Origin of the sequence: Dehalobacter sp. CP, assembly GCF_047652685.1 — a bacterium.
In the GTDB taxonomy this organism is placed as follows: domain Bacteria; phylum Bacillota; class Desulfitobacteriia; order Desulfitobacteriales; family Syntrophobotulaceae; genus Dehalobacter.
Genome location: NZ_CP157399.1, coordinates 228,279 through 252,500, shown reverse-complemented (window position 1 = coordinate 252,500; position 24,222 = coordinate 228,279). Strand labels below are relative to the sequence as shown.

The 24,222-nt window shown below is 42.7% G+C and carries 22 protein-coding genes and 1 pseudogene (1 of these 23 cut by a window edge); 13 read left to right on the top strand and 10 right to left on the bottom strand.

Annotation, left to right across the window (positions count from 1 at the left end; all coding sequences use genetic code 11):
• Positions 1 to 1,044 carry the 5' portion of a tyrosine--tRNA ligase gene (gene tyrS / locus AAH944_RS01220; protein WP_415537725.1) on the bottom strand. 159 nt of this gene lie to the left of the window's left edge, so the window shows 1,044 of its 1,203 coding nt (coding positions 1–1,044); the start codon lies at positions 1,042 to 1,044; its stop codon lies off the left edge, out of view.
• 323 nt (positions 1,045 to 1,367) lie between these two features.
• On the opposite strand from tyrS, the gene AAH944_RS01215 reads away from it, so the two are divergent.
• Positions 1,368 to 4,019 carry a transglycosylase domain-containing protein gene (locus tag AAH944_RS01215; RefSeq protein ID WP_415535836.1) on the top strand — a complete coding sequence of 884 codons (2,652 nt, stop codon included), beginning with the start codon at positions 1,368 to 1,370 and terminating at the stop codon, positions 4,017 to 4,019.
• A gap of 264 nt (positions 4,020 to 4,283) precedes the next feature.
• Here the strand turns inward: AAH944_RS01215 and AAH944_RS01210 are convergent, their stop codons facing one another.
• A complete protein-coding gene (locus tag AAH944_RS01210) occupies positions 4,284 to 6,674 on the bottom strand; it encodes an endonuclease MutS2 (protein ID WP_415535834.1) in 2,391 nt (796 codons plus the stop codon).
• A 1-nt stretch (position 6,675) separates the two neighbouring features.
• Positions 6,676 to 9,261, bottom strand: a complete 2,586-nt coding sequence (locus AAH944_RS01205; protein WP_415535832.1) for a DUF3656 domain-containing U32 family peptidase — start codon at positions 9,259 to 9,261, stop codon at positions 6,676 to 6,678.
• Between the two features lie 307 nt (positions 9,262 to 9,568).
• Between AAH944_RS01205 and AAH944_RS01200 the strand changes: the two genes are divergently transcribed.
• Complete coding sequence (locus AAH944_RS01200; RefSeq protein ID WP_415535830.1) at positions 9,569 to 9,832, top strand: hypothetical protein; 264 nt, start codon at positions 9,569 to 9,571, stop codon at positions 9,830 to 9,832.
• Between the two features lie 10 nt (positions 9,833 to 9,842).
• Positions 9,843 to 11,096, top strand: coding sequence for a DNA polymerase Y family protein (locus AAH944_RS01195; RefSeq protein ID WP_415535828.1), 1,254 nt, complete (start codon positions 9,843 to 9,845; stop codon positions 11,094 to 11,096).
• 12 nt (positions 11,097 to 11,108) lie between these two features.
• Here the strand turns inward: AAH944_RS01195 and AAH944_RS01190 are convergent, their stop codons facing one another.
• The 3 genes from AAH944_RS01190 to AAH944_RS01180 form a co-directional block, all read right to left on the bottom strand.
• Positions 11,109 to 11,789, bottom strand: coding sequence for an SOS response-associated peptidase (locus AAH944_RS01190; RefSeq protein ID WP_415535827.1), 681 nt, complete (start codon positions 11,787 to 11,789; stop codon positions 11,109 to 11,111).
• Positions 11,790 to 11,823: 34 nt separating this feature from the next.
• On the bottom strand, positions 11,824 to 11,973 hold the full coding sequence (locus AAH944_RS01185) for a hypothetical protein (protein WP_415535825.1): 150 nt from the start codon (positions 11,971 to 11,973) through the stop codon (positions 11,824 to 11,826).
• A 351-nt stretch (positions 11,974 to 12,324) separates the two neighbouring features.
• A complete protein-coding gene (locus tag AAH944_RS01180; protein ID WP_415535823.1) occupies positions 12,325 to 12,774 on the bottom strand; it encodes a DUF4362 domain-containing protein in 450 nt (149 codons plus the stop codon).
• 329 nt (positions 12,775 to 13,103) lie between these two features.
• Here AAH944_RS01180 and AAH944_RS01175 point away from each other — a divergent pair.
• Positions 13,104 to 13,358 (top strand): annotated as a pseudogene (locus tag AAH944_RS01175) (transposase); the annotation flags it as partial.
• Positions 13,359 to 13,436: 78 nt separating this feature from the next.
• Here the strand turns inward: AAH944_RS01175 and AAH944_RS01170 are convergent.
• The gene (locus AAH944_RS01170; RefSeq protein ID WP_415535821.1) at positions 13,437 to 14,432 is read right to left on the bottom strand and encodes a hypothetical protein; all 996 of its coding nucleotides are present in this window, start codon (positions 14,430 to 14,432) and stop codon (positions 13,437 to 13,439) included.
• Positions 14,433 to 14,756: 324 nt separating this feature from the next.
• Here AAH944_RS01170 and AAH944_RS01165 point away from each other — a divergent pair, with 324 nt between their 5' ends.
• The 9 genes from AAH944_RS01165 to AAH944_RS01125 all read left to right on the top strand — a co-directional run bounded on the left by AAH944_RS01165 (position 14,757) and on the right by AAH944_RS01125 (position 21,991).
• On the top strand, positions 14,757 to 15,302 hold the full coding sequence (locus AAH944_RS01165) for an IS110 family transposase (protein WP_415537724.1): 546 nt from the start codon (positions 14,757 to 14,759) through the stop codon (positions 15,300 to 15,302).
• The gene (locus AAH944_RS01160; RefSeq protein ID WP_415535819.1) at positions 15,271 to 15,921 is read left to right on the top strand and encodes a transposase; all 651 of its coding nucleotides are present in this window, start codon (positions 15,271 to 15,273) and stop codon (positions 15,919 to 15,921) included. Before AAH944_RS01165 ends, AAH944_RS01160 begins: the two co-directional genes overlap by 32 nt.
• A gap of 408 nt (positions 15,922 to 16,329) precedes the next feature.
• A complete protein-coding gene (locus AAH944_RS01155; protein ID WP_415535817.1) occupies positions 16,330 to 16,527 on the top strand; it encodes a helix-turn-helix transcriptional regulator in 198 nt (65 codons plus the stop codon).
• A gap of 5 nt (positions 16,528 to 16,532) precedes the next feature.
• Positions 16,533 to 16,952 carry a hypothetical protein gene (locus tag AAH944_RS01150; protein WP_415535815.1) on the top strand — a complete coding sequence of 140 codons (420 nt, stop codon included), beginning with the start codon at positions 16,533 to 16,535 and terminating at the stop codon, positions 16,950 to 16,952.
• 1,443 nt (positions 16,953 to 18,395) lie between these two features.
• Entirely contained in the window at positions 18,396 to 19,550 is a 1,155-nt protein-coding gene (locus tag AAH944_RS01145; protein WP_415535813.1) for a pentapeptide repeat-containing protein, read from the top strand.
• A 266-nt stretch (positions 19,551 to 19,816) separates the two neighbouring features.
• Entirely contained in the window at positions 19,817 to 19,996 is a 180-nt protein-coding gene (locus tag AAH944_RS01140) for a ribbon-helix-helix protein, CopG family (RefSeq protein WP_415535811.1), read from the top strand.
• A 138-nt stretch (positions 19,997 to 20,134) separates the two neighbouring features.
• Positions 20,135 to 20,434 carry a DUF6809 family protein gene (locus AAH944_RS01135; protein ID WP_415535809.1) on the top strand — a complete coding sequence of 100 codons (300 nt, stop codon included), beginning with the start codon at positions 20,135 to 20,137 and terminating at the stop codon, positions 20,432 to 20,434.
• A gap of 640 nt (positions 20,435 to 21,074) precedes the next feature.
• Entirely contained in the window at positions 21,075 to 21,806 is a 732-nt protein-coding gene (locus AAH944_RS01130; RefSeq protein ID WP_415535807.1) for a DUF3102 domain-containing protein, read from the top strand.
• An 11-nt stretch (positions 21,807 to 21,817) separates the two neighbouring features.
• On the top strand, positions 21,818 to 21,991 hold the full coding sequence (locus AAH944_RS01125) for a hypothetical protein (RefSeq protein ID WP_415535805.1): 174 nt from the start codon (positions 21,818 to 21,820) through the stop codon (positions 21,989 to 21,991).
• 79 nt (positions 21,992 to 22,070) lie between these two features.
• Here AAH944_RS01125 and AAH944_RS01120 read toward each other — a convergent pair whose 3' ends face one another.
• The 3 genes from AAH944_RS01120 to AAH944_RS01110 form a co-directional block, all read right to left on the bottom strand.
• Complete coding sequence (locus AAH944_RS01120) at positions 22,071 to 23,429, bottom strand: PFL family protein (RefSeq protein WP_415535803.1); 1,359 nt, start codon at positions 23,427 to 23,429, stop codon at positions 22,071 to 22,073.
• 74 nt (positions 23,430 to 23,503) lie between these two features.
• The gene (locus tag AAH944_RS01115; RefSeq protein ID WP_019226607.1) at positions 23,504 to 23,773 is read right to left on the bottom strand and encodes an ACT domain-containing protein; all 270 of its coding nucleotides are present in this window, start codon (positions 23,771 to 23,773) and stop codon (positions 23,504 to 23,506) included.
• Positions 23,774 to 23,937: 164 nt separating this feature from the next.
• Complete coding sequence (locus AAH944_RS01110) at positions 23,938 to 24,207, bottom strand: cell division protein ZapA (protein WP_415535801.1); 270 nt, start codon at positions 24,205 to 24,207, stop codon at positions 23,938 to 23,940.
• Positions 24,208 to 24,222 lie beyond the last annotated feature (15 nt).

The following is a 24,222-nucleotide window of genomic DNA, read 5'->3' as shown; positions in this document are numbered from 1 at the left end:
TGCATTGACCATCAGCGTAACCAGTTCGATCGTGCCGTCCTTCGATGCACCAAGTTCCGCAAGGCTATATTCAGGCATCTCATCTGGAGCTTCTTTTTTCTGGAACATTTTAATAAATTCGTCTTTTGCCTGATCGGCTTCGGAATCTCCATGATAAATTCGGACAATCTCCCATCCCAGACGCATTTTTAAGTCACGCGGATGAACGCTGCCGTCAGCAAGGCCCTTTTCTAGACGGCGAATTTCGTCAACAGGCACTTTTGTGACCAATTCGAAATAGCGAATCATCAATTCGTCCGGCAAAGACATCGTTTTTCCAAACATTTCTCTGGGGCTTTCATAGACTCCGATGTAATTACCAAGACTTTTACTCATTTTATGAACGCCGTCAAGCCCCTCAAGGATTGGCGTTGTTAAAGCAACCTGCGGTAATTGCCCATAATCTTTTTGCAGCGTACGGCCCATGAGTAAATTAAACTTCTGGTCTGTCCCTCCTAGTTCGACGTCGCTTTGCAGCGCTACCGAGTCATAGCCCTGCATCAACGGGTAAAAGAATTCATGAATGCTCATCGGCCGTTCCTCCTGATATCTCTTGGCAAAATCATCTCTTTCCAGCATTCTGGCAACCGTACAATTGGAAGCTAACTTAATGACCTCTTCAAAACTGAGCTTTGAAAGCCAGGTGGCATTAAACTCAATCCTTGTTTTAGCGGGATCGAGAATTTTAAATATCTGTTCTTTATAGGTTTCCGCATTCCGAAGCACTTCTTCTTCGGTCAATGCCTTTCTAGTTTCGGATTTTCCCGTAGGATCACCTATCCTGCCCGTAAAATCTCCGATGATGATCACTGCCTGATGCCCCAGATCCTGAAACTGTCTCATTTTCTGCAAAGGAACGGTATGTCCCAAATGAATATCTGGAGCCGTCGGGTCAAGTCCAAGCTTAACCGTCAGCGGTTTATTTGACAAAAGGGAATTCTTTATTTTTTCTTTCAGTTCATCCTCCGGCACAATCTCAGCAGCACCTGTTTTTAATATCTCCATTTGTCTTTGTACTTCTTTGTCTAAATCGATCAATTTAAAACATTCCTTCCATTCTTCGATATACCTTAAGTACCTTGTCTTCCTTATAAAGAATAATAAAATCAATTTATCAAATACACCGCCAGAATATATAAAATTTGGAGCTGACATGGTGCTATATAAAGTTCTTTGCGCTTAAGCATCTTATATTATAAAGAAATATAAATTTTATATCAACCTCTTACCAAATTGATACTGTTTTTACAGCCTTTAAAATATGATATAATGTTTTGAGCTTATTAATCTATATACTTATTAATAAGTCTTTATCTAGGAGGCAAAAAATGGCTAATAACAATGATTATCATAACCGTAATGCAGATCAGAAAAACAGGCGGGTTCACCCTGTCAAAAAGAAAAAAAAGTTTTTTAATACACCCTACTTCAGAATTCCTCTTCTTATCATCATTCTACTCATTGTGATTTTAGGTATTTACTTAATTGTTGCTGTTGCAAAAACCCCCAAATTAGATGTTGAGCTGCTGACAGGTCAGAAACAATCCTCTGTGGTCTATGACAATGAACAGAATTCGATTGCCCAGCTTCACTCCACCGAAAACAGACTGCTGGTCGACTATGAAGACATACCGGACACAGTGAAGGAAACGTTTATTGCGGTGGAAGATAAACGGTTTTATAAACATTTTGGGGCAGACCCGGTTCGGATTATCAAATCAGCTTTTAATAACCTGAAGGCCGGCAAAGTCGTCGAAGGCGGCAGCACCATCACGATTCAGCTCGCCAAAAACGCTTTTATTGAAGATCCGACGGCACAGAGGCTTTCGCGCAAGATCCAGGAAGCCGTTCTGGCTCTTCAGATTGAGCATGCTTACACCAAAAATGAAATTCTGACCTTTTATTTGAATCGGATTTACTTAGGGGAATCGTCTTTCGGAATCCGGACCGCTTCTTTGACTTATTTTAACAAAGAACTTAAGGATCTGAATCCGGCTGAAATCGCCATGCTGGCCGGCCTCCCTCAAGCTCCAAGCGGTTATGACCCATACTTTTATCCGGAAAAAGCCAAAGCAAGACGAACAATCGTCCTGGGTGTGATGAGAGACAATGGCATTATTACACAGGCTGATTATGACAAGTATGTCGATACACCTTTCACGTTTGTTGACCAGGTTAAATCCAAACAAAAGAATGTCCAAATGCCCGAAATTGCAACGCGCAACAAACAACACCCTTATTTTGTTGATTATGTAATTTCCGAGCTTCAGGCTAAATATGGCTTTACACCTGAACAGATCTATAGCGGCGGTTTAAAGATTTATACGACTGTAAATTCAAAAATCCAGACCAAAGCCGAGGAAGCTTTTGCAGACCCCAAGAATTTCCCTGCTAACAGTAAGGACGGGACTTCCGTTCAAGGTGCTATGACTGTACTGGAGCCCGATAGCGGGGCGATCGCAGCAATGGTAGGAGGCCGGGAATACACTCCGATGGGTTTGAACCGCGCTTACCAATCCAAAAGGCAGCCCGGATCGACTGCCAAGCCACTGGTTGTCTATGCGCCGGCACTTGAACACGGCGGTTATTATCCTGGAACAGTATTCGATGATATGCCAGTTAAATTTAATAACGGTGATGGCACTGTCTGGGCCCCGACGGATTATGACACCATTACTTCCGGTTGGCGGGGTTTGATCACGATGCGCGAAGCTGTCGAGGACTCTGTAAACGTTTACGCCGTAAAACTCTTAAGCTCTCTCGGGGTTGAAAACGGTTGGCAGTTCGCCAAGAATAATCTGGGGCTTTCCCTAACCAACAATGACAAAGTATTAAGCATGGCCCTCGGGACATTTGATATTTCCACCCTGCAGATGGCCTCAGCTTACGGAACATTTGCCAATAACGGAGTCAAAGCTGAACCTTACAGTGTTATTAAAGTCGTGGGCCCTGACGGTAAAACGCTGGTCGAAAACACGTCTTCCGAGAAAAGAGTGATGAAAGAAACCACCGCTTATTTGATGAATGATCTCCTGAGAAGCGTTGTAACCTCCGGAACAGGCACAAAGGCCCGAATTGGCAATTGGTATATCTGCGGTAAGACGGGTACCACATCCCTGGATCCTGCTAAATTCGGCAATAGGTCCGGTAATCCCGATGCCTGGTTTGCCGGCTATAGCCCAAAATACGCGGGGGTTGTCTGGATGGGGTATGATCAGACAGATACAAGCCATTACCTGTATAAGGTATATGGCGGCAGCTACCCGGCCAGCATCTGGAAACAAGTCATGACGGTTGCCCACGAAGGACTGGCAGTTCAGTCAAGTATCAGCCGTCCCGAAGGGCTTACGACCGTAAAATTCGATTCCAAATCAGGTCTTCTGCCAAGCAGTCTGACTCCTTCGGAATTTGTTAAAACAGAGATATGCGCAACAGACAGTGTCCCTACAAAAGTCAGTGATGTTTGGGTCGAAGTGAATGTCGATGCCAATAACCCCAATCTTTTAGCCCCCGTAGGCAGCATGAATGCCATATCGAGGATTTGCCTGAACGTTCTGGACCGGCCTAAAGATGTGACCTGGCCGTCGGACGAAGCCCCCTATAAGGCTCCGGACAAATATGTGAATGAAAGTGGCGGCTCTACCAGCGGTGAGACTCCACCGGCAGGAGATTCAAGTATTCCTCAATTGTCTTTGTCTTCTCCGTATTATGACGGATCGAGCACCGTTGTTCAGCTTCCGGTTTCTAACTATAACAGCAAAAAATATACCGTTAAGCTGTATATCAAGAAACCGGGACAATCCTATCTTGAAACGTATGTGCCGGAAGACGGAAACAAGAGGACGATTCAATACCGTTTAAATCTTTTCGGTGCCGGAGCCGTCTCCGGGACCTACACCTTCTGGGGTGTTCTGATGGACAATGACTCTTTTACAGAGGGTCCTCCGTCAAATCCCGTAACGTTGGAAATCAGTAATTGACGATGCCTCTAAAAAAATACTGCCGATGGTTTAGATAACCTCGGCAGTGTTTTTTTTGTGGCTAGTATACCGTTCTCTAATAACTAGACATTTAAACCTTCATAGCTGGGTCTGTGTGCCACAGTTCCAGCGTAAGCAGAGCATGGATGCGGAGCGCGGCTGTTAGCGCCACGGAGGGCGCTATCTGCCGAGAGCGGAATGTGGCGCGCAGACCAGACCCAAATATATATATTTATCAACTTATTCAAAGATCAATGTACTAGTTTACTTTAATTCAACGATCGTAACCCCGGAATCGCCTTCGCCAAACTCTCCTAAGCGGTAAGCAGCAACATGGGGATGTCTCTTCAAGAACTGATGAATGCCTGCCCGCAGGGCGCCTGTCCCTTTGCCATGAATCACACTGACCTGATTGATTCCTGTAATCACAGCATCATCCAGATACTTATCCAGCATCAGGATGCCCTCTTCAACCAGTTTTCCCCGAAGATCAATTTCACTTCTGAGATTTACCGCTTTGCTCAGCCCGAAAGTACCTTTGATTGTTTTTTCAAAATGCTCTGGTTTCCTCGTCTCATCGACCAACCGGATTTCAGACAGCGGAACGCTGACTTTCAAAATGCCCGTCTGGACCAGCACTTCATTGTTGTTATCAGGTTTTTGCAGGACCTGGCCTTTCTGTCGAAGATTGGGCATATAGACCGTTTGCCCCGGTTCTACCTGCCCGGGCTTCGGTCCGGATTTGTTTCTTTCGGCGTACCCGGTTTCATATACCTTTTCGGAGAGTTTTTTTAGTCCCTGACGTGTTTTCTCCAGGGCTGCTTCCTGTTCACGCCGTTCTTTCTTCTGGGCTTCCTTGATTTCTTTGATGATTCCTTCGGCTTCGAGTCTGGCCTGACGGACAACTTCTACAGCCTCTTCTTTGGCTTTACGAAGAATATCTTCGTATTTCTCTTCTAATTCCAGATTCTTTTTCTTAAGCTCCGCGGCTTTATGTTCAGCCTTCTTCTGCTCTTCTTCCACACTCCGTTTTTTGAGTTCAATCTCTCTTTGCGTATCCTCAAGGTTCTCCAGGAGATCGCTCTCCTTCATGTCCCGTTCAGAGATAAAGGAGCGGGCTTTTTCCAAAATACCACTGCCAAGTCCAAGCCGCTGGGCAATCGATAAGGCATTGCTGCGTCCGGGAATACCGGTGAGCAGGCGGTAGGTGGGCTTTAGCGTTTCCGGATTAAACTCAACTGAAGCATTTTCAACCCCGGGTGTATTGTAGGCAAAGGTCTTTAATGCACCGTAGTGCGTCGTAGCCACCCCGCAGCTTCCACGCTCCAATAATTCCGCAAGGATCGCCATGGCCAGGGCAGCCCCTTCTCCCGGATCTGTCCCGGCCCCAAGCTCGTCCAGCAGAACCAGGGAACGGCTGTCGGCTTCCCGGGTAATATCCACAATATTGGTCATATGCGCGGAGAATGTACTTAATGACTGTTCGACACTCTGCTCATCACCGATATCGACAAAAATCCGAGTGAATATCCCAAGCCGGGAATCACTTTCGACCGGAATATGCAGACCGGACTGCATCATCACCGCCATAAGGCCGATTGTCTTCAGCGTCACAGTCTTCCCACCGGTGTTCGGACCGGTAATAATCAGAAATTGATCATCTATCCCGAGTTCGACGGATATCGGTACAACAGGCCCGGTGAGCAGCGGATGTCTCGCGCCGATCAGCTTGACCTCCTGTTTATTCATTACGAGCGGTGACCCGGCTTCCATATCTTCACTTAGACGGGCTTTCGCCAGAATGAAATCCAGCTTAATCAAGGCTTCATTCAACAGCAGGATTTCCGGAATCCTGGCGGCAACGCTTGCTGTAAGCTGCTGAAGAATCCTTTGAACTTCCCTGTTCTCTTTCAGGGTGATCTCCCTCAGTTCATTGCCAAGCTGGACCACTGCCATCGGTTCGATGAAAAGCGTCGCGCCGCTGGCTGACTGATCATGGACAATTCCGGGAAAAGCGGAACTGTATTCCATTTTGATTGGAACCACATAACGGTCCCCTCTGCTTGTGATGACATTGTCCTGAAGCATCTTTTGATAGTTCGGATTTCTTAAAATACCATCGAGGCTTTCCTTAATCCGCTGCTGGCTTGTTCCTTTCGCTTTCCGCAGTCTGGCCAGCTCTTCGGAAGCCCGGTCATTGATATCCCCGTCCTCGGAAACACTGCGGGAGATATCGTCTTCTATCTCTTTCTGCGGTACAATCCCATCGACCGTTTCTCTGAGCGTATCTAATTCGCTGTACGGATCTTTTCCTGCCTGGCTTCCTTCCAGCAGCGTATTCTTCAGGCGGCGGGCAGTTTTCAACGTATCTCTGATTTCCAGCAATTCTTCCGGATTTAAGGTTCCGCCCCGGTCGCATCTTTCCAGATAAGGACGAATTTCCCGCGCGCCTCTGACTGAAAACAAAGGGTTCATCCTAAGGAGAATTTTCCCTTCGTCCGTTTCACGGAGCAGCGCTCTCACGGTACGCAGATCCAACTCCGGAACAAGGGCTTCCGCTAATTCTTTCGCCCCGGGAAGCATGCAATGATTCCTAAGCCGTTCTCTGACTGCGCCAAAATCCAGTTTTGCCAGGACTTTATCTGAAGCTATCAATTTATGTTAGCACCCCTCTGTAAAAATGTCCTCTGGTAAAGCCATCGGGATAAAGCCCCTCCAGGCTTTTCATCGCTTCTTCTGTTTCCTCTTTGCCTATGTTCTTGCCTCCAGCCGTTTCTTGCCAAAGCCGATGAAAGACTGCAACGGCACGTTCAGCCTGGGGCAGGGATGCCCGAAGCAGTTCCAGCCGGATATTTCTGATGCCCATATCGGCTATTTTAGACAGTTCGGTTACCAGATTCAAGGTTTTGGCATTGAAGACATGCATCCGGCACGCTTGATCCGCAGCCAGTGGGAAGTGATAGGCCATGCGGTCCTTCAGGTACAGGTCTTTGTTTTGACAGGCCTTTCCGCATTTGTTGCGGGCTTCGTCTTTCCCCTCCCCCAGCACAGCGCCGGGAAGACAAAATTCACTGACCATCATTTCCATATCGCCAAACACCAGCAACTCAATGCCTTCGGATTTGCCCAGAACAGCAAGCTGTTCCTGACTTAATTCCATGGAAAGGGCTGCCTGCCTTCCGCCTGCCCTGCGAACCCATTCCAGCGCCGCTTCGTTAAAACAATGCATAAAATAATCCGTCTCCCAGGTCCACTCGGGATCAACGGTCTTCACCATTTCGATTTCCGCCAGATTCCCGGCCATGATCACCGGCCTTACCGGCCACTCAGCCACCTTTGTCAGATCCTTCAGCACCTGCTCACATTGGGACTGATTCAGGATTCGCGGCAGTCTCCATAGTAGCGTTCTTCCCCGGCTTTGACACGTATCGAGTGCCTTCTGCAGCTCTGCCAGGGTAAGGGGTGGTCTGGACCGCCAGTGTTCTCCGCCCAGGATGATTCTGTCCGCACCGGACTTCAGTAACGGCGCAATCATGGAAGAATCCGTCACCGCAGCACTGAGCCAATGCTTGCCTGTTCCGGTTTTTCCCGATACTGTCCGGCCGGCTTTGAGCTGTTGATTCCAAGCGTGGGTCCGCTCCTGATACGCATTGAAGGTCAGCGCCGGCTTGCTGTGAGACGGTTCCAAAAGCTTCTCCACCGCAGCGCGCCGCAATTCATTCAACGCACTCACCGGTATCATCAGATCCCCTTCCAGCGCTGTCGCTAATTCTCCCAGATAAAACGGGGTATTCCCCAAACGCCCCAGCTGTTTTACCAGAACCTCCTGTGTCAGTGGCCGGTTCTGTGCTTCCTGAGCCTCACACTGCGATTCCAGCGCAACGTGTTGCTGGTCGTCCCAGACGGTTAGGCGCAGTTTTTGTCCAGCTTTTCCGGACAGTTGCATCTTTAACGGCCGCTTGCGCATTTCCTTGCCTTCCTGGAAACTGAGCCGGGCCTGGGCAATCAGCTGCTCATCGTGCGTTTTAAATACCCGGTCCCCGATGTTCGCAGCACCTTCAAATTCGATGGTGACCGTATCTCCGGGCGCCGCGCATTCGACCGTTTTGCCGCCGGGGACCATTATCTTTCCGACGCTGATCCCTTCGCGGCCTCTTTTTGTCCAGATTTCCAGCCCATCCCCAAGTCCCAGTTCACGGTCCAGCTTCAGTGTCAGGCGGTTGTTTTTTAGATCCGTAATTCGGCCCAGCATGGTACCACGATTGTTCGGGCGGCTGAAGCTCATCATTTCAGCTCCCTGGTAACCCTGAAAGTATCCGGTTGTAAAATCCCGGTTAAAAATCTGAGTCAGCTCATAGAGATCCCGGGCCGTGATTTCCTGTCCTTTTTGTTCCTGTAAAAAATCCAGGGCTTTACGGTAGACCCGGATGACCGTTGCCACATATTCGGGCCTTTTCATCCGGCCTTCTATCTTCAGTGAGCGCACACCGATCCGCTGCAGCTCCCCGAGATTGTCCAACAATTTCAGATCACGCGGGCTCAGAAGGTGCTCCCCGGTCTTCCTTCCTTCCAGCAGATCCCTGCCTTTGCCGTCGACCAGACTGTAGGCCATCCTGCAAGGCTGCGCACACCGTCCGCGGTTGCCGCTCCGTCCCCCGATATAGCTCGACATCAGACACTGTCCGGAATAGCTGATACACAGTGCGCCATGTCCAAAAACCTCGACATCCAGCTCCGTCGCCTGAACCATTTTTTCTATTTCCGGCGCCGAAGTCTCCCTGGCCAGAACAACCCTGGAAAAACCCATTTTTTCAAGTTGCTTCAGCCCGTAAATATTATTCTGAGTCATCTGCGTGCTGGCATGAAGCTTCATTTCCGGCAGAACTTTCCGGATAAAATTCGCAACTCCGATGTCCTGAACAATCAACGCGTCTGCACCAAGTGAATAAAGCTGATAGACATAGTCCGCCAGCTCTGAGAATTCGCTGTCAGCCACAAGAATATTTAACGTCACATAGACCTTAACGCCGCGTTCGTGCGCGTACGTCACGGCCTTAAGCAATTCCTCCGAATCAAAATTCGAGGCCGAAGCCCTGGCATTGAACATTTTGCCTCCGAGATAGACGGCATCGGCTCCATTTTCCACCGCAGCCTTCAATGCCTCGTAACCCCCGGCCGGTGCAAGAAGTTCTATCTTTTTATTTGTATGCTGCCGCGGACTGCTGCCAAAATCTGAATGCATGGTTGCGTTCTCCGTTCCTGTTTCATCTTGTCTTTTTCTGCTTTTCTTCTAATCATACCACACTATCATTTTGCGGCAAATTTTTTAGATTCTATTTCTATACGCTTCATGCGTATCCGGATCGTTGGCAGCGAGCTCGCCAAGCGCCCAGATCAGCTCCTTTAATGTTCTGTCCAGATATTCGTATAAAAAGGCGCTTTATCTTTATAGGAGAATATTCCCATCCCCAAAACTGTTGTAATAAAAATTTATCAACTGTATAATCTATATACGAACATATGTTCTATTACGTTGTGGGCGGGATAATATGAAAGTTGTTATGAAACCCATAGAAGTATTAGCTTCCTTTAAACTTGATGGAGTGTCCACACCATTAAAGTTTAAAATTCAAGAACTAAACGATATTCCTTCTATCATTGCCATTGAGCATGTCGCTTTTCGTTCAGAGGAAAAATTAGCCGGAAACAAGATGATCACGTTTCGATGTCAGAGTACAATTAATGGTGTGATAAAGGTTTTTGAATTAAAATTTGAACCTAGTACTGGTAAATGGTTTTTATATAAGATTTAAGGTGGTTGTTGTGAGTAAGCGCATTATTTTTCATGTTGATGCTAACTCTGCCTATTTATCTTGGGAAGCTGTTCACCGTCTTCAACATGGAGATTCTCTGGATTTAAGAACTGTACCTTCAGTTGTTGGCGGCAATCAGGAGACAAGGCACGGGATTATTTTAGCTAAATCAATTCCAACAAAAAAATATGGCATCATTACAGGAGAATCTGTTTTTGCTGCAAAAATAAAATGTCCACAACTTATTGTTGTCCCGCCAAATTATTATCTTTATATGCAATGCAGTGCTGTCTTCGGAGATATATTGCGTGAATACTCTCCTTTGATAGAGCAATACTCAATCGATGAATATTTTTTGGATTATACAGGAATGGAAAAGGTACTTGGTGATCCCGTTACCGCTGCTTATCGTCTTAAAGACCAAATTAAAGAACAACTGGGTTTTACAGTCAATATTGGTATTTCTTCAAATAAACTTCTGGCGAAAATGGGATCGGAACTAAAGAAGCCCGATATGGTTCATACTCTTTTCCCCGAGGAAATGTCTACTAAAATGTGGCCGCTGCCTGTCGAGGAACTTTTCGGTGTTGGCCGAGCAACTGCTCCTAAACTTCGAGATAGAGGAATTCAGACAATTGGTGATTTGGCAAATGCCGAACCACACCGTTTGGAACTTTTTTTGAAAAGTTACGGACTCATGATTTGGAATTTTGCTAACGGCAGAGATGAATCACTAGTAAAAATAAATAGAAGACCAATTATTAAAGGTATTGGGAATTCGACCACGATTCCTTTTGATGTAGATGATACAAGAACAGCGCATCTAGTTTTACTCTCTTTGGTTGAAAGTGTTGCAACTAGGCTACGTCAGGCAGAATATTTAACCCAACTTGTATCTGTTTCTATCAGGACGAACGAATTGTACCACTATTCGCATCAGAGAAAATTCTTCGCCCCTACAGATTCTACAAATGCCATACATGAAATTGCCTGTGAACTTTTCGATGAGATATGGAAGAAAGAACCTATAAGGCATCTTGGAGTAAGAGTTTCTGAATTATGTATGAATAGTTTTATTCAGCCAAGCTTATTCGAACGAGACATAGAAAAACAGCGTGCAATGGACCACGCTGTCGATGAAATTCGTAATAGATTTGGTCTAAAATCGGTTTTTCGAGCATCCTTCCTACATAGTGGACTGGGTTCAATTGCGGGTGGCACTGTTTCTGACGAGGAATATCCCATGATGTCTAGCTTATTATAATTATCCAATTAACTAAAATATTGATGCTTGTTTATCTGCTGGCTGAATACATTCAATTGAATCATATTTAGTCGAATTCACTTTTGAAGATACCTCATAGAAGTTCATTTTCTTGGCATCATATGATACCAATAAGGATTTAAGCACAATAGAATCACTAAGTGATGCGTCAAGCCAAACTTCTTCTTTTTCTTTATCCAGAATAACAGGCATACGATTATGAATTGGTGCCATTAGCTCATTGGCTTCTGTTGTAATAATGGCGCAACTGCTGATTGTCTTCCCTTCAGGATTCATCCAAGAATCCCAAATTCCTGCAAATCCGAACAGAGTTCTATCCGCAAGCATGAAGCGATACGGAGTCTTTTTCTTCTCTTCCCGCTTCCATTCATAAAAACCGTCAGTCAATATCATACATCGTTGTCTTTGAAAGCTATGTCTAAAACTTGGTTTGGTATCAACTGTTTCTGCCCTAGCATTAATCATTTTATTGCCTATGGAAGAATCTTTAGACCAAGAAGGAACAAGCCCCCATTGAAATAACTTTAAATGGTTTGCGCCGTCATTAACAACTACTGGAACCTGCTGTACCGGAGCAATATTGTACCGTGGCTTCCAGTCAATCTCATCTTTGATATTCAAGATTTCTGCAACTTCTTCAAATGTTAGAGTTAAGATAAATCTACCGCACATAGACATTCACTCCGTCTGGTTCATTTAACGGATTTTATAAATTCTTTTCATTTTTTTCAAATAATTCTATAAGACGATCTAGCTTTTTAAGTAATTCTTTTTCGGTTACAACTCTCATATTGAGATATACGATAATTGTAATTGTAAGTGCCAGAAAAGTTAAATCGAATAATATATTGTTCATTTGAAAATCATCCTCCCTTATGAGCTTTTTCTTTTGCTCCCTTAAAAATCCTGTAAAACTAATTGACTATATTATATATATCCCCCTTTCCATCTGCGGTAGAGTAGAAAAAGGTTTTAACCTTTCCCCCTCGTCAAACCGTACGTGCGGTTTTCCCGCATACGGCTTTCCAACAAACTTCATCTCAAAACGTTCACAGGTCTCATCGAAGGCGCTTTTGCCATATTTATCAATCCATGATGTCTGATCAGGTGTTGGATTGCTCTCTGGTGAGTGAGTCGCTTCCTTCTTTGACTTTTTCTTTTGAACTAACCTTCCACGGCAAAGAATTGCCCAAACATTAATATAAAATCACTTTGGTGCAGTAAAAAAACAGGTTTTCAAACCACTATTATCTATCAGATAATATTTGATGCCGTCTTCATTCTCTTCTCTACTTGCCTTTACAATCTCGGCGTTAACTTCAGCAAGTATATCTTTAGAATCATCATTTGAAGGTCTTGCAAATGAATAACTTAATAGCTTTCCATCAAATTCAATTATGTACATTGCCGGATTATTCTTTGTATTGTATTTATCGATTTGGACTTTTGTCTTCTCTCCTCTATTAATACTATCAATAAACTCATCAAGTTTATCGATATTGTAAATTTTTCCTTCTAATTCGACTAGGTCGCCATTCTCGATCGCTGTCGTAGAACTATAATATGGAAAAAGAGCCGAGCAAGCTGATAAAAAAATAAAAACAAAATCAAGGAAACAAAGAATAATGAGAAGATCGTAAATTTTTTCATGGTTCATTACCACCTTGTTACTTAAATCAAAAATGGTTTCGTATAACTCGTCCTTATGCCGCCTTCACCGGCATCTATGATAATGAAAAGGGACGATACCCTTATTGTATCCTAAACTTATACTATATTCCATTTTTTTCTTTTTTGATGTATTAATGAAAGTATAGGCTGGATTGACGAGCGCGTGTGACGATTGGTAGAATCCAATCTTTTGGGTGGATGATAAGGTTTCATTAATTTCGCAAATTCATAAATTATCCAAAAATAAGGACATAAACGCAACTGCTTGGTAAGATAAAGTTACCACACAAAATCTACCAGGAAGGAGCTGCGAATATGTCTGAGAAAATTATACACTTAAATGAAGGGGCAATAAAGCAGGAGTTAAAAGAATTAGTTCGTCACAGTGTGGAGGAAACTCTGAACAATTTACTTGATCAGGAGGCCGCAGAGCTTACAAATGCCGGCCGGTACGAGCGTTCAGAAGAACGAAAAGGTTATCGATCCGGTCATTATGAACGGAGTTTGACTACAACCTCCGGCGAAGTCAAATTGAAGATGCCCAAACTAAAAGGTGTTGCCTTCGATACCCAACCACATTCATATTGACAAAGTTGCGGGAAAGCCGTGTTATGTGCAGTAGTCGCCTTCCTCATGACAATTCTCTACTTAACTGTCGAAATCTTTCAAACCTGATGGTAGTCTTTCCTCTTCAATTATGCATGTAATGCTTGTATTAAGTTTCTTTTTGCTTGCTTTCAATAAAATAGCCTGCTTTATTATTATTAAAAAGAATGTAGAGATCGTCAGTAAATATAACGAAATTGTTAACGTATCAATGAATGTCAATGAATCTTCTACGCTAAACTTTGCCAAAGAATTTATACTTGGTAGACCAATTAGAATTGCAAGAATTAACCCAACGGAGTTTATGTCTAGTTTTTCCTTACGCATAATCAGAAGTTGTACAATAAGTAAACACGCAAAAAGTCCAATAAATATTACAAAGAATAGTATTTTTAAAGTAAATGGATATCCAGATTCTATATATACAGTGTTGTGAAATCTGACATCCAACTCAGGATCATTCACATTGTCAACTCTTCCATTATTAACTTCAATAAGCTTCATCCAGCCACTATACTCTTGGACACCAATATGGCTTAATTCAAGTTGTTGATTATCCCTTAATGGGTTAATAGTTAAGTTAAATTGATAGTTCTTAAAGGGGAATAAGTATGAGGCAGGAGGCAATTTCATTTTAATGTCTTCAAATAGATAATAGTTACGCAAGTATTTTCCTGATTCAGGATTAAGAACATTTACAGAATATTGTAAAGATGTAAGTTTCGTAAAATACTCATTAGAACTATAATCCATTACCGAACTAATATTCATCTCTATTCTGTCATATTCTTTTTCTTCAGAATCAATCACAAGATCAAACGTTATCCATTCATTTTTTATCTCTTTAATTAAAACCATTGCTGTTTTTCTTTCGGTTCCGTATTGCTTAACTTCCACAGTTTGTTGAGTTGATAAAAAATATAAATCAATAATAGATACACCCATGATACATAGTATTAATATCCATGAAATAATTAAGTACTTTTTCATACTTCCCCTTTCAATCCCAAATGCTAATAACCCTAAGATAAATCCCAAGAGCGACTATTTCACATAACTCGTCCTTATGCCGCCTATAGCGGCATCTATGATAATGAAAAAGGATGATACCCCAATTGTATCCCAAACTCTTAATATCTTCCATTATTTTCTTTCCTGGTGTATTAATGGAAATATAGGCTGGATTGTGAGCGCGTGGGGACGATTGGTAGAATCCAATCTTTTGGGTGGATAAACCCGTACTTAACTCTGCGACGGCTGTCTTAGTGAATCTATGATTGTGCTTTGAGCACGGAAACTACACTATTTTCTTTTGGGTAGCCCTTTCCCAGCCTATATATTGATTTGGGGGAGGAGATATAACTGAAGGTTGTTCACCCTATTTGTGCCGGTATTGATGTTCACAAAAGCTTTATGACCGTCGCCATCATCACAACAAGAAATAACGGTATTTATGAAACTGCTGTAAAGTCCTTTTCCACTATGATGGATGACATCTCTAAAGCTATTTTCTGGCTTCATGAAAACGACTGCCACGTTGTCGTTATGGAAAGCACCGGCAAGTATTGGATTCCTGTCTTTAACCTAATGGAAGATTCTTTTACCCTTACTTTGGCTAATCCCGCATTTACCAAAACCTTTCCCGATAATAAGACCGACCGGAGGGATGCAAAATGGCTAGCTGAACTTCACAGACTCGGCCTAGTCCAGCCTAGTTTCATTCCGCCAAAACATATCCGGGAATTAAGAGATCTCACTCGTTATCGTCATAAGCTCATTCGGGCCCGTTCTGCGGAGAAAAGCAGGATTTACAATATTCTTACTGTCTGTAATTTGATGCTATTCTGTCGCTACCGATATCTTCGGGAAGTCAGGCATGAATATTATGCATGCTGTCCTACGGTCTAAGTCCTTTGATGAGGATCTCCTCTCTGATCTTGTTCTGGGCAAACTCAGAGAGAAAATCCCTCAGCTCATTTGTGCACTCAAAGGACAACTGACTTCGACACAAGCAGACAAGCTTTCCATAGCTTTGGACAATCTTAAGAATTTTGAGAATAAGATCGCTCAAATTGAATGCTTGATCGAAGATAAGTCACATCATTTGCAGCCTGCTATCGATTTACTTTGCACCTGTTTTGCTATTAAAAAGACCTCTGCGATTGCCATTCTTTCAGAGATCGGAACCGATATGTCTGTTTTCCCTTCAGTCAATCATCTTTACTCTTGGGCTGGTTTATGCCCTCAAAACAATGAAACTGGAGGCAAAAGACGTTCTGCTAAAACGAAAAAAGGAAATATGTATCTCAAAGCCGTTTTGACCCAATGTGTAAATAGCTTTTCAAGAAGCAAGCGTTCTTCTCGTTTTGTCAGTAGGTTTCACTCAATTAAACTGCGAAGGGGTCATAATAAAGCTGTAATTGCCGTTTGTCGTTCAATGCTGGTTGCGATCTACTACATGCTTTCTAGGAATGAATCATTTAAGGAAATATCCGAAGCTAAGGTAGTCGAGAAAAAACGGGACTAAATTCTATTCTGATTCTCCCCGACGAGCTGTTGATCCAGGAATTGATTAAACGTGGCTACAAGTTAGAGGCAGCAATTTAGCTGTATTTCTATATTTACAGCAGATTACTATGGTTTTTAGCATAGTCTATTGCCTTTTTTAGCCTAGATCATCGATTTTAGCTCCTTTATGTTTTTCAAACTACGTTTGCGGATTACCGCTGCGTCATTCTACATGCATATTTACAAAGTGGCGGTAATGTGTGGTTATACGAAGCCGTACGCCCCCAAATCCAGAGGACGCCAGGACGGCGGCCCCTGGAGTCCCAAGTAAACTCATAAATTAGATGTAAAACTAACTTGACATATAATGTAAAGTTTACTATACTTTATTTGTAAAGCTAACTCTACTTCCCTGGAGGAACAACGGATGAAAAACCGTATCCAAGAGTTGCGTAAAGAAAAACGCATGACGCAGGAAGAACTGGCAGGATTATGCAATGTTACACGACAAACAATAATTTCACTGGAAAATGGACGATATAATCCTTCAATTTTTCTTGCACATAATATTGCTCAAATATTTCTATTAACAATTGAACAAGTATTTATTTTTGAGGAGGAGTAATTCTAATGAATTATGCTAAAAAAACACTAATATATTTCATCGGGCACACTACTATAGGCATTATTGCTTTACAATTTGCCTTTATTAGTAATCTTTCTGAAGGATACCGTGAGGGTGTAATCTCAGGAATCGCAGGTGGATTCATCTTTACTGGGATATTGGGTATTATTGTAAGTATCAAACTGATAAAAAACCCTAAAAAAGCGCAGGAAGTAGAAATTGCCAAAAATGAAGAACGCACTCAACTCATAAGAATGAAAACGCACGCAAGCATTCATACTCTAATGATTTATATTATAAGTATCGGCACCCTTGTAACATTACTTTTAGGTTTTAGAGAGATAAGTCTTACTCTAGCAGCTATTCTAATAATCCAGATGATAATGTATTTAGGATTTGCTTCGTACTACGCAAAAAAGTACTAACAAGAATGTTTCCAAAGAAATCCGCGCATGGAGGCGCGGCCTTGCGTACGGTTTTGTAGTCACGGTAGAGATGCCGGTTACTCGACACCCCCCGCGCAGATCCCGGCGTGCAGAAATTACCGCACCGGGCTCCTTAGGAGTATTCGCTTCCGTAATTGACAGATATCTGTCTTAGCTTTTCCCTTCAGTGAGGTTTGCATCTGTTATCCGGTCCTGCATGTCCGGTAGATGTTTCCTGTGTAGGCTTTATACTCCTGTTAACCCCTTCCCCATGTAGCCGGTTTTCCCGTCCTCAAAGTACTATGGGTTAATCCGACTGCCTAGTAACCATCGGTCTTCCTCTTTTTCGATTGGTTAGACCTACCGACATTTTGCCGGAGCTATTAGGCTCTCCCAAGTTCCTGATTCTTCTCTCAATACATGCCACGTTCTCTGACCCCGACAGACCCTCGGGAATCTCGCCTTTTTCGATTCCTCTGTGTTGGCTTCCGTGACGTTAAACACGTCGCAATCTGCATTTATCGCGTTAACGAGGCTGAATCCGCTTCAGGAGTTACGGTGCTCCCTGTGGCCTATATGGTTCTCTGTGACGCTTCACCTTGCTGTTACCAGCTTCGGCGCAACACTCGATATGGGTGGTTGGCTAGACCTTACCCAGCAAGGACTTTCACCTTGCAAGAAGTACCAAGCTTTGCTTGGCGCACTAACGGTTCACAGATTTACGCCGTTGCATATTACTTTCATATTATCTTCAATGGCGTAAAGGTTCTGTTACCCGAAGTTTCCCACGCTTGCATAGGGCTTGAAAAAAATAATTTGTAATAATTTTACTTGAAAATATTTACTAATTCTACCATATATTATATAATATTTATGAAATCGGCAAGATCATTCCTATTCATCTGTTTCTCGATATCTTCATGGCGGTAGACTTGGAGAGTAGAGCTACGAGGAGTGGTCACTGCGTGAGAAACAGATGATTCCTTAGATGGAATAGGGTTCGAGTCCCTTGCTCTCCGCCATCATAAAAATTTTAAAAATATATGGATATTTTTTACTTTATCGATTATACTATATGTATAAAAATAGTTCTCACGCAGTGGCTACCTCTTCAAAAAGGTGGTAGTTGCTTTAAAGAGAGGGTAACACCTCTCTTTTATATTTTTCTACTTTAGCAAAATCATGAAAACAACATCTACTTTAGCAACCTCCCAAATCCTAAACGCTGCAGGAGTTTAATCTTAGAGATGTTCAATATCAACTTATTTGGAGGGTGTTCCCGAATCATAGTAATAAGCGTCAATAGTCTTGATTTAAAACATGGCATTATTTTGACCGCGAATTGTCACTATAATATATTTAGCAAATTCAATATTGTATTGTATCTATTTTTTCTAGATAATGTAATTAATAATACTAGCAAATTCATTCTGGAGGAATATGATGGCTAACTGTGAACATGTTAAGATGTTAAAAACACAGGTCAATATATGGAACAAGTGGAAAAAAGAAAACGTAGATATTAGTGTAGACCTCAGCAATGCAAAATTTAGCATGGCTGACCTCAATGGAGTTGACCTCAGTAATGCAGATCTTACTATGGCTGACTTTAGCGGAGCAGACCTTAATAATGCAAATCTTCGCAATGCAAATCTCAGTATGGCAGACTTTAGCGGAGCAAACCTTTGCGAAGTAGATCTTAGCTTAGCAGATATTAGAAATGCAGACCTACGTGGAGTAGACCTAAGCAGGGCAAATCTAGGTGGAGCAGACCTTAGAGGAGCAGATCTAAGCGAAGCTAATCTTGGTTTAACAGATCTAAGTGGTGCGGATCTAAGTGGCGTAGATCTCAGCGGAACAAATTTCAGTTCAGCAGCCCTCATAGGGGCAAATCTTAGTGGTACAGATCTGCAATATTGTCAATTAATAGAAGCAATATTAATTAATTCAAATTTATCTAATTGTAAAGTATATGGAGTTTCTGTCTGGGATATAAAAATAGATAATATGACAAAACAAAATGATTTAGTCATTACCAGAGATTATGAACCAATAATTACGGTTGATAATTTGGAAGTAGCGCAATTTATATATTTAATGCTCAATAATAAAAATATTCGATCAGTTATTAACACTATTAGCAATAAAGCTGTTTTAATTCTAGGAAAGTTTGGTTCAAGATTAAATAATCTTAATGCTATTCGAGAGAAGCTTAGGGAGCTGGGATACTTGCCAATATTATTCGATTTTGAAAAGCCAAGTGAAAAAGATACTGCGGAGACAATTATTACTCTTGCTGGTATGGCTAGGTTTGTTATCGCCGACTTGACAGAACCAAGAAGTATTCCGCTTGAGTTAAAAACAATAGTCTCAAATTTACCAACATTGCCAGTACAATTGCTTTTGCAAAAAGGTGAAGATACCTTTGGAATGATTGACCATATACTTAACTTTAACTCGATTAGTGGAATTACCAGATATACTACAATAGATGAATTACTGAAAAACTTCCAGAATTCGGTAATCGTCCCCTTAGAAGAATGGAAACATTTAAATAAAAGTTTAATAGAAGCAAAGCTAAAATTATTACTTGATTAGCATTTATACATTCGCAAAGATCCAAATCTTATTATATAGGCTTCATGTAACTTAGTATAATAACTTCAATAGCCTTATTGAATAATGCATTTCTGACCACTGTGTGTTTCGTATAGCTGCCAGGGGATATAGTAAAAGATTTGCTTTAGAGGATAAAAAAAGTCACAAGTGGAAAGGACTTAATTTGTAATTATGATTAATAAAACGCTTGAATTTTTGTGCCCACGATAATATAATTATTGTGGGCACAAAAGTGAGGTGAACACATGCCATCTAAAAAGCTGGGACGTCCTCAATCTGATAATCCTAAAACCGAACTTATACGGATACGAGTTGATACCCCAACAATGGAAAAGTTAGATGAATGCAAAAAGGCATTGAATACTACTCGTTCAGATATAATTCGTAAAGGGATTGAGAAGATACATGACGATCTCAAAAAATGAAAGGAAGAGGCGCACTCCTACTAAAGAATCACGCCACTTCCCACACTGCAACCGCCTAAAAGGCAGATTGCACAAATATTCTATCATGTGTATATCTTTCTTTCAAGGAATTGCGGTAAAACAAAATTTGAAAGGAATATGCCAATGAAGACTATTCTGGAAGAACTCTTTGACGGCAATATATATCCAGCTGAATTAATCATTTCAAAAAATCCGGAATACTATCCACTAAACGAAAAAATATCCTGCACATTAGAAACTTGGAAACACAAACTCTCACAAGATAATTTTGAAGAACTTGAGAACCTATTAGATTTACGCTTACAATCGGGTTCAATGCATGCTGAAGCATCGTTTATTTATGGCTTTAAGCTTGGTGCAATGATAATGATTGAGGTATTTACCGGAAAAAGTGAGCTTGTATATAATAGAGATTAAATCCTGAATTTTTCGGAATGCCTTTAATACCAAGTTTTTATTATTAAATCTTTACAGATAATACAATGAAGTAGAGAGAGGAAACGCACCTCTCTCTTTCTTATATGTAGTAGATTTCTCCCAGTTCAAAATGAATCTAATATTCAATACGGCGGTAATATTTTTAAGGATATGGCAAAGGAATCATCATGATCGTTAAGTCTATGCCAGTTTTTATTCGAGATAATTTCACATTCAATTGAATGGCTTTGACCTACATCTGTTTCTTTTACTTCAAAGTAGAAATATGGTCTATTGTCAAATTTAGGAACTCTTCTATATAATTGATGCCAATGAATAGTATATTCTTTTGGCGTAAATGTTGGGTCAACGTTAATATCTATTCGATATTTACATAATCAGCTTCAATTTTTTTATTTAAAGTGTGCTCCAACAAATTCTATAATACCCTTCATGTCCATTCAATCAATTACTCTCATGTCTTGGGAAGCAAGCGGTAATCCACTGCAAGTTTAAGCGAAGCGACCAAAAGAATGGCGGCCGTGTGGCCGCCATTTTAATACTTCAAATATTTTGCGCTTACCCTTCATGATACCTTATCTATTTAGACCTTTTGTCACGATTGTCATGCTTATCCCATATGATGCCAATAAAGTACAGGAAAGACGGTATCAATATGAGCGATTTGCTGACAGAACGCACGCCGCCTGTCATCGCGGCTGAAATCAATACGATTAAACAACAAACCAGTAAAATTCTGCTGGCCAGCGCCGTCGAAGTAGGAAAACGCCTGAAGGAAGCCAAAGCGCTGCTGCCCTATGGGGAATGGGGCAAGTGGCTGGAGGAATCGGTAAGTTATTCTCAAAGAACTGCAGATAGGATGATGCAAATCTTTGATGAATATGGGGCTAAACTGCTTGTCTCATCCGAAGATCAGGAAATGTCAGATTCGTCACCGGTGACGAATCTAACCTACACCCAGGCCCTCATCCTTCTTGGGCTCCCGGAAGATCAGCGGGATGCGTTTATCGCTGAGAATGATGCGGGCAGCATGAGCAAGCAGCAGCTGCAGCAGGCGGTATATGTGAGGAGCCAGGAGCTTGCCGGGAAAGAAGACCTGCAGAAAGTCTGTGCTGAGCAAAAAGATAAAATCTCCAAATTATCAGATGAGCGCGACCGGGCGAAAAAAGAAGCCACGGATAACCTGCAAGCCGTATGGGCCGAGCAGGGAAATGTTTTGAAGCTGCAGCGGAAGCTTGACGTCCTGGAAAATGAAAATGCAGCAGCTAAGCACATCGCCGAGATAGAATACGAAAGCAAGCTCTTAAAGCTCAACCTCTCCATAGCCAGGCAGATGCCCGCTTTGAGCTGATAACCAAAGGATTGGAGGAACTCTTTATCGCCATCAAAGAAATGGCCGCAGCGGACCCGAATGCTTGCAAATTATATATCAGCCATGCCAATCAGTTAATGTCTAAAGCGATGAACAAGTTGAAGCGCATTGAGAAAACGACCATGGCAGCTCCGAAAGCTCCGGAAGATCCTGAGAAAAATTAATCTCTTCCCGTTTCCCCAATTTCAAGCCACTCTTTCTGGTGAATGTGGCTTTTTTTGTGTTTATGTCAATTGGCAATTGTTAATTCCTGAAGCTGTGAATCGGCGCCGGAATTCTGCCGCCCCGGTTAATGAACTCTTCCGCGCTGTATGGATTGACAGCCATGATCGGTGCATAGCCCAGTAAACCGCCGAACTCGGCAGTATCTCCGACCCCTTTGCCATATACCGGGATAATACGGACTGCGGTGGTTTTATTATTGATGACGCCGATAGCGGCTTCATCTGCGATCATGGCTGAGATCGTCGATTCCTTCGTGTCTCCGGGTATCGCAATCATATCCAGTCCTACGGAGCAGACACTGGTCATCGCTTCGAGCTTGTCAAAGGTCAGGGCGCCGCATTTGACCGCATTGATCATTCCTTCATCTTCGCTGACCGGGATAAAGGCCCCGCTTAGTCCCCCTACGGAGGAGGAAGCCATGATGCCGCCTTTTTTGACAGCGTCATTCAGCATGGCCAGCGCTGCCGTCGTGCCATGGGTTCCGCAGGCTTCCAAGCCCATTTCTTCCAGAATCCTGGCCACACTGTCTCCGATTTCCGGTGTTGGGGCCAGGGACAAATCCAAAATACCGAACGGTACACCCAGTCTTCTGGATACTTCGTTGCCAACCAGCTGACCGGCCCGGGTAATCTTAAAAGCAGTCTTCTTAATGTTCTCGGCTACGACATGCAAGGGTTCTCCCTTGACCTTCTCCATGGCACATTTGACGACGCCGGGGCCGCTTACCCCGACATTGATCACAACTTCGGGTTCGCCAACCCCGTGGAAGGCGCCCGCCATAAACGGATTGTCATCGACGGCATTCGCAAATACCACCAGCTTCGCACAACCCAGAGAGTCTCTGTCCCTGGTCAAATAAGCTGTATCTTTAATGACTTTTCCCATCATCTTTACTGCATCCATGTTGATGCCGGCTTTGGAATTGGCCACATTCACAGACGAACATACCCGTTCTGTTTCATTCAGAGCCTCAGGGATGGATTCAATTAAGATTCTGTCGCCTTTCGTAAAGCCTTTCTGCACCAGAGCGGAGAAGCCTCCGATAAAGTTAACGCCGACCTCGCGGGCTGCTTTGTCCAGCGTTCTCGCAAACTCGACATAGCTTTCTTCTTCACTCCCGGAAGCGATGATCGCCATCGGGGTGACTGAAATCCGTTTATTGATAATGGGAATGCCATATTCAGTTTCAATTTCATTGCCGACTTTGACAAGATTCTGTGCCAACCTGGTAATTTTGTCATAAATTCTTTGGCGGGCCTTTTCTCCCGAAGAGTCGATGCAATCAAGCAGAGAAATGCCCATCGTGATGGTCCTGATATCCAGTTTTTCTTTCTCGATCATGCGGGTGGTTTCAAAAATATTTTTATAGAGATTCATTATTTACCTCCAAAAGACTTCCCCTGTTTCCGGCTGGCAACTTGTCAACCCTTGTTAACTGTAAGTTAAATATGTTAAATATTGTGCATGTAGTCAAAGATCTCTTCTCTTTGAATCTTTACAGACAATCCGATCTCTTTGCCGAAGGCATCGAGTTCTTCCTTCAGAACACTGAAATCGCATTTTATGTTGGAAAGATTGACCAGCATCATCATCGTGAAATAATCCTGCAAAATAGTCTGGCTGATATCCTCCACGTTTACATTATTCTCCATCAGAATCTTGGTAACGCCATAAATGATCCCGACTTTATCTTTTCCTATTACAGTGACAATTCCTTTCATTGTAACACCTCCGTTTGTTTCATTTTATTCTATCATTTCCTGATAAACAAAAGCAAAATAGCACAGTCCTTCCAAAGACTGGGCGCCTTCGATAAATAATAAAGAAATGGCCGAATAATAAGCGGGATCGACCATTTCTTAATCACCGTCAAATGGTAAAAAAATTATTCGCCGCCGCTTTCTCCTAACATGTTAAGAAGCGTCATCTGTTCTTCTTTTATTGTTGCCAATTCATCTGCAAAATTAAGCGCCGCCAGGATAGCTACCTGATGTGCTGGAAGCTTGGGAAATTTCAACGCAATTTCTTCCATTCTTTTATCGACATCATGGGCGAGTTTTTTGATATATTCCTCAGATCCCTTGCCGCGAATAACATGAAGTTCTCCGAAAATCAGAACTGATACTTTTTGTTCTTCCGGATTCACAGTCTTCACCCGCTCTCCTGTCTA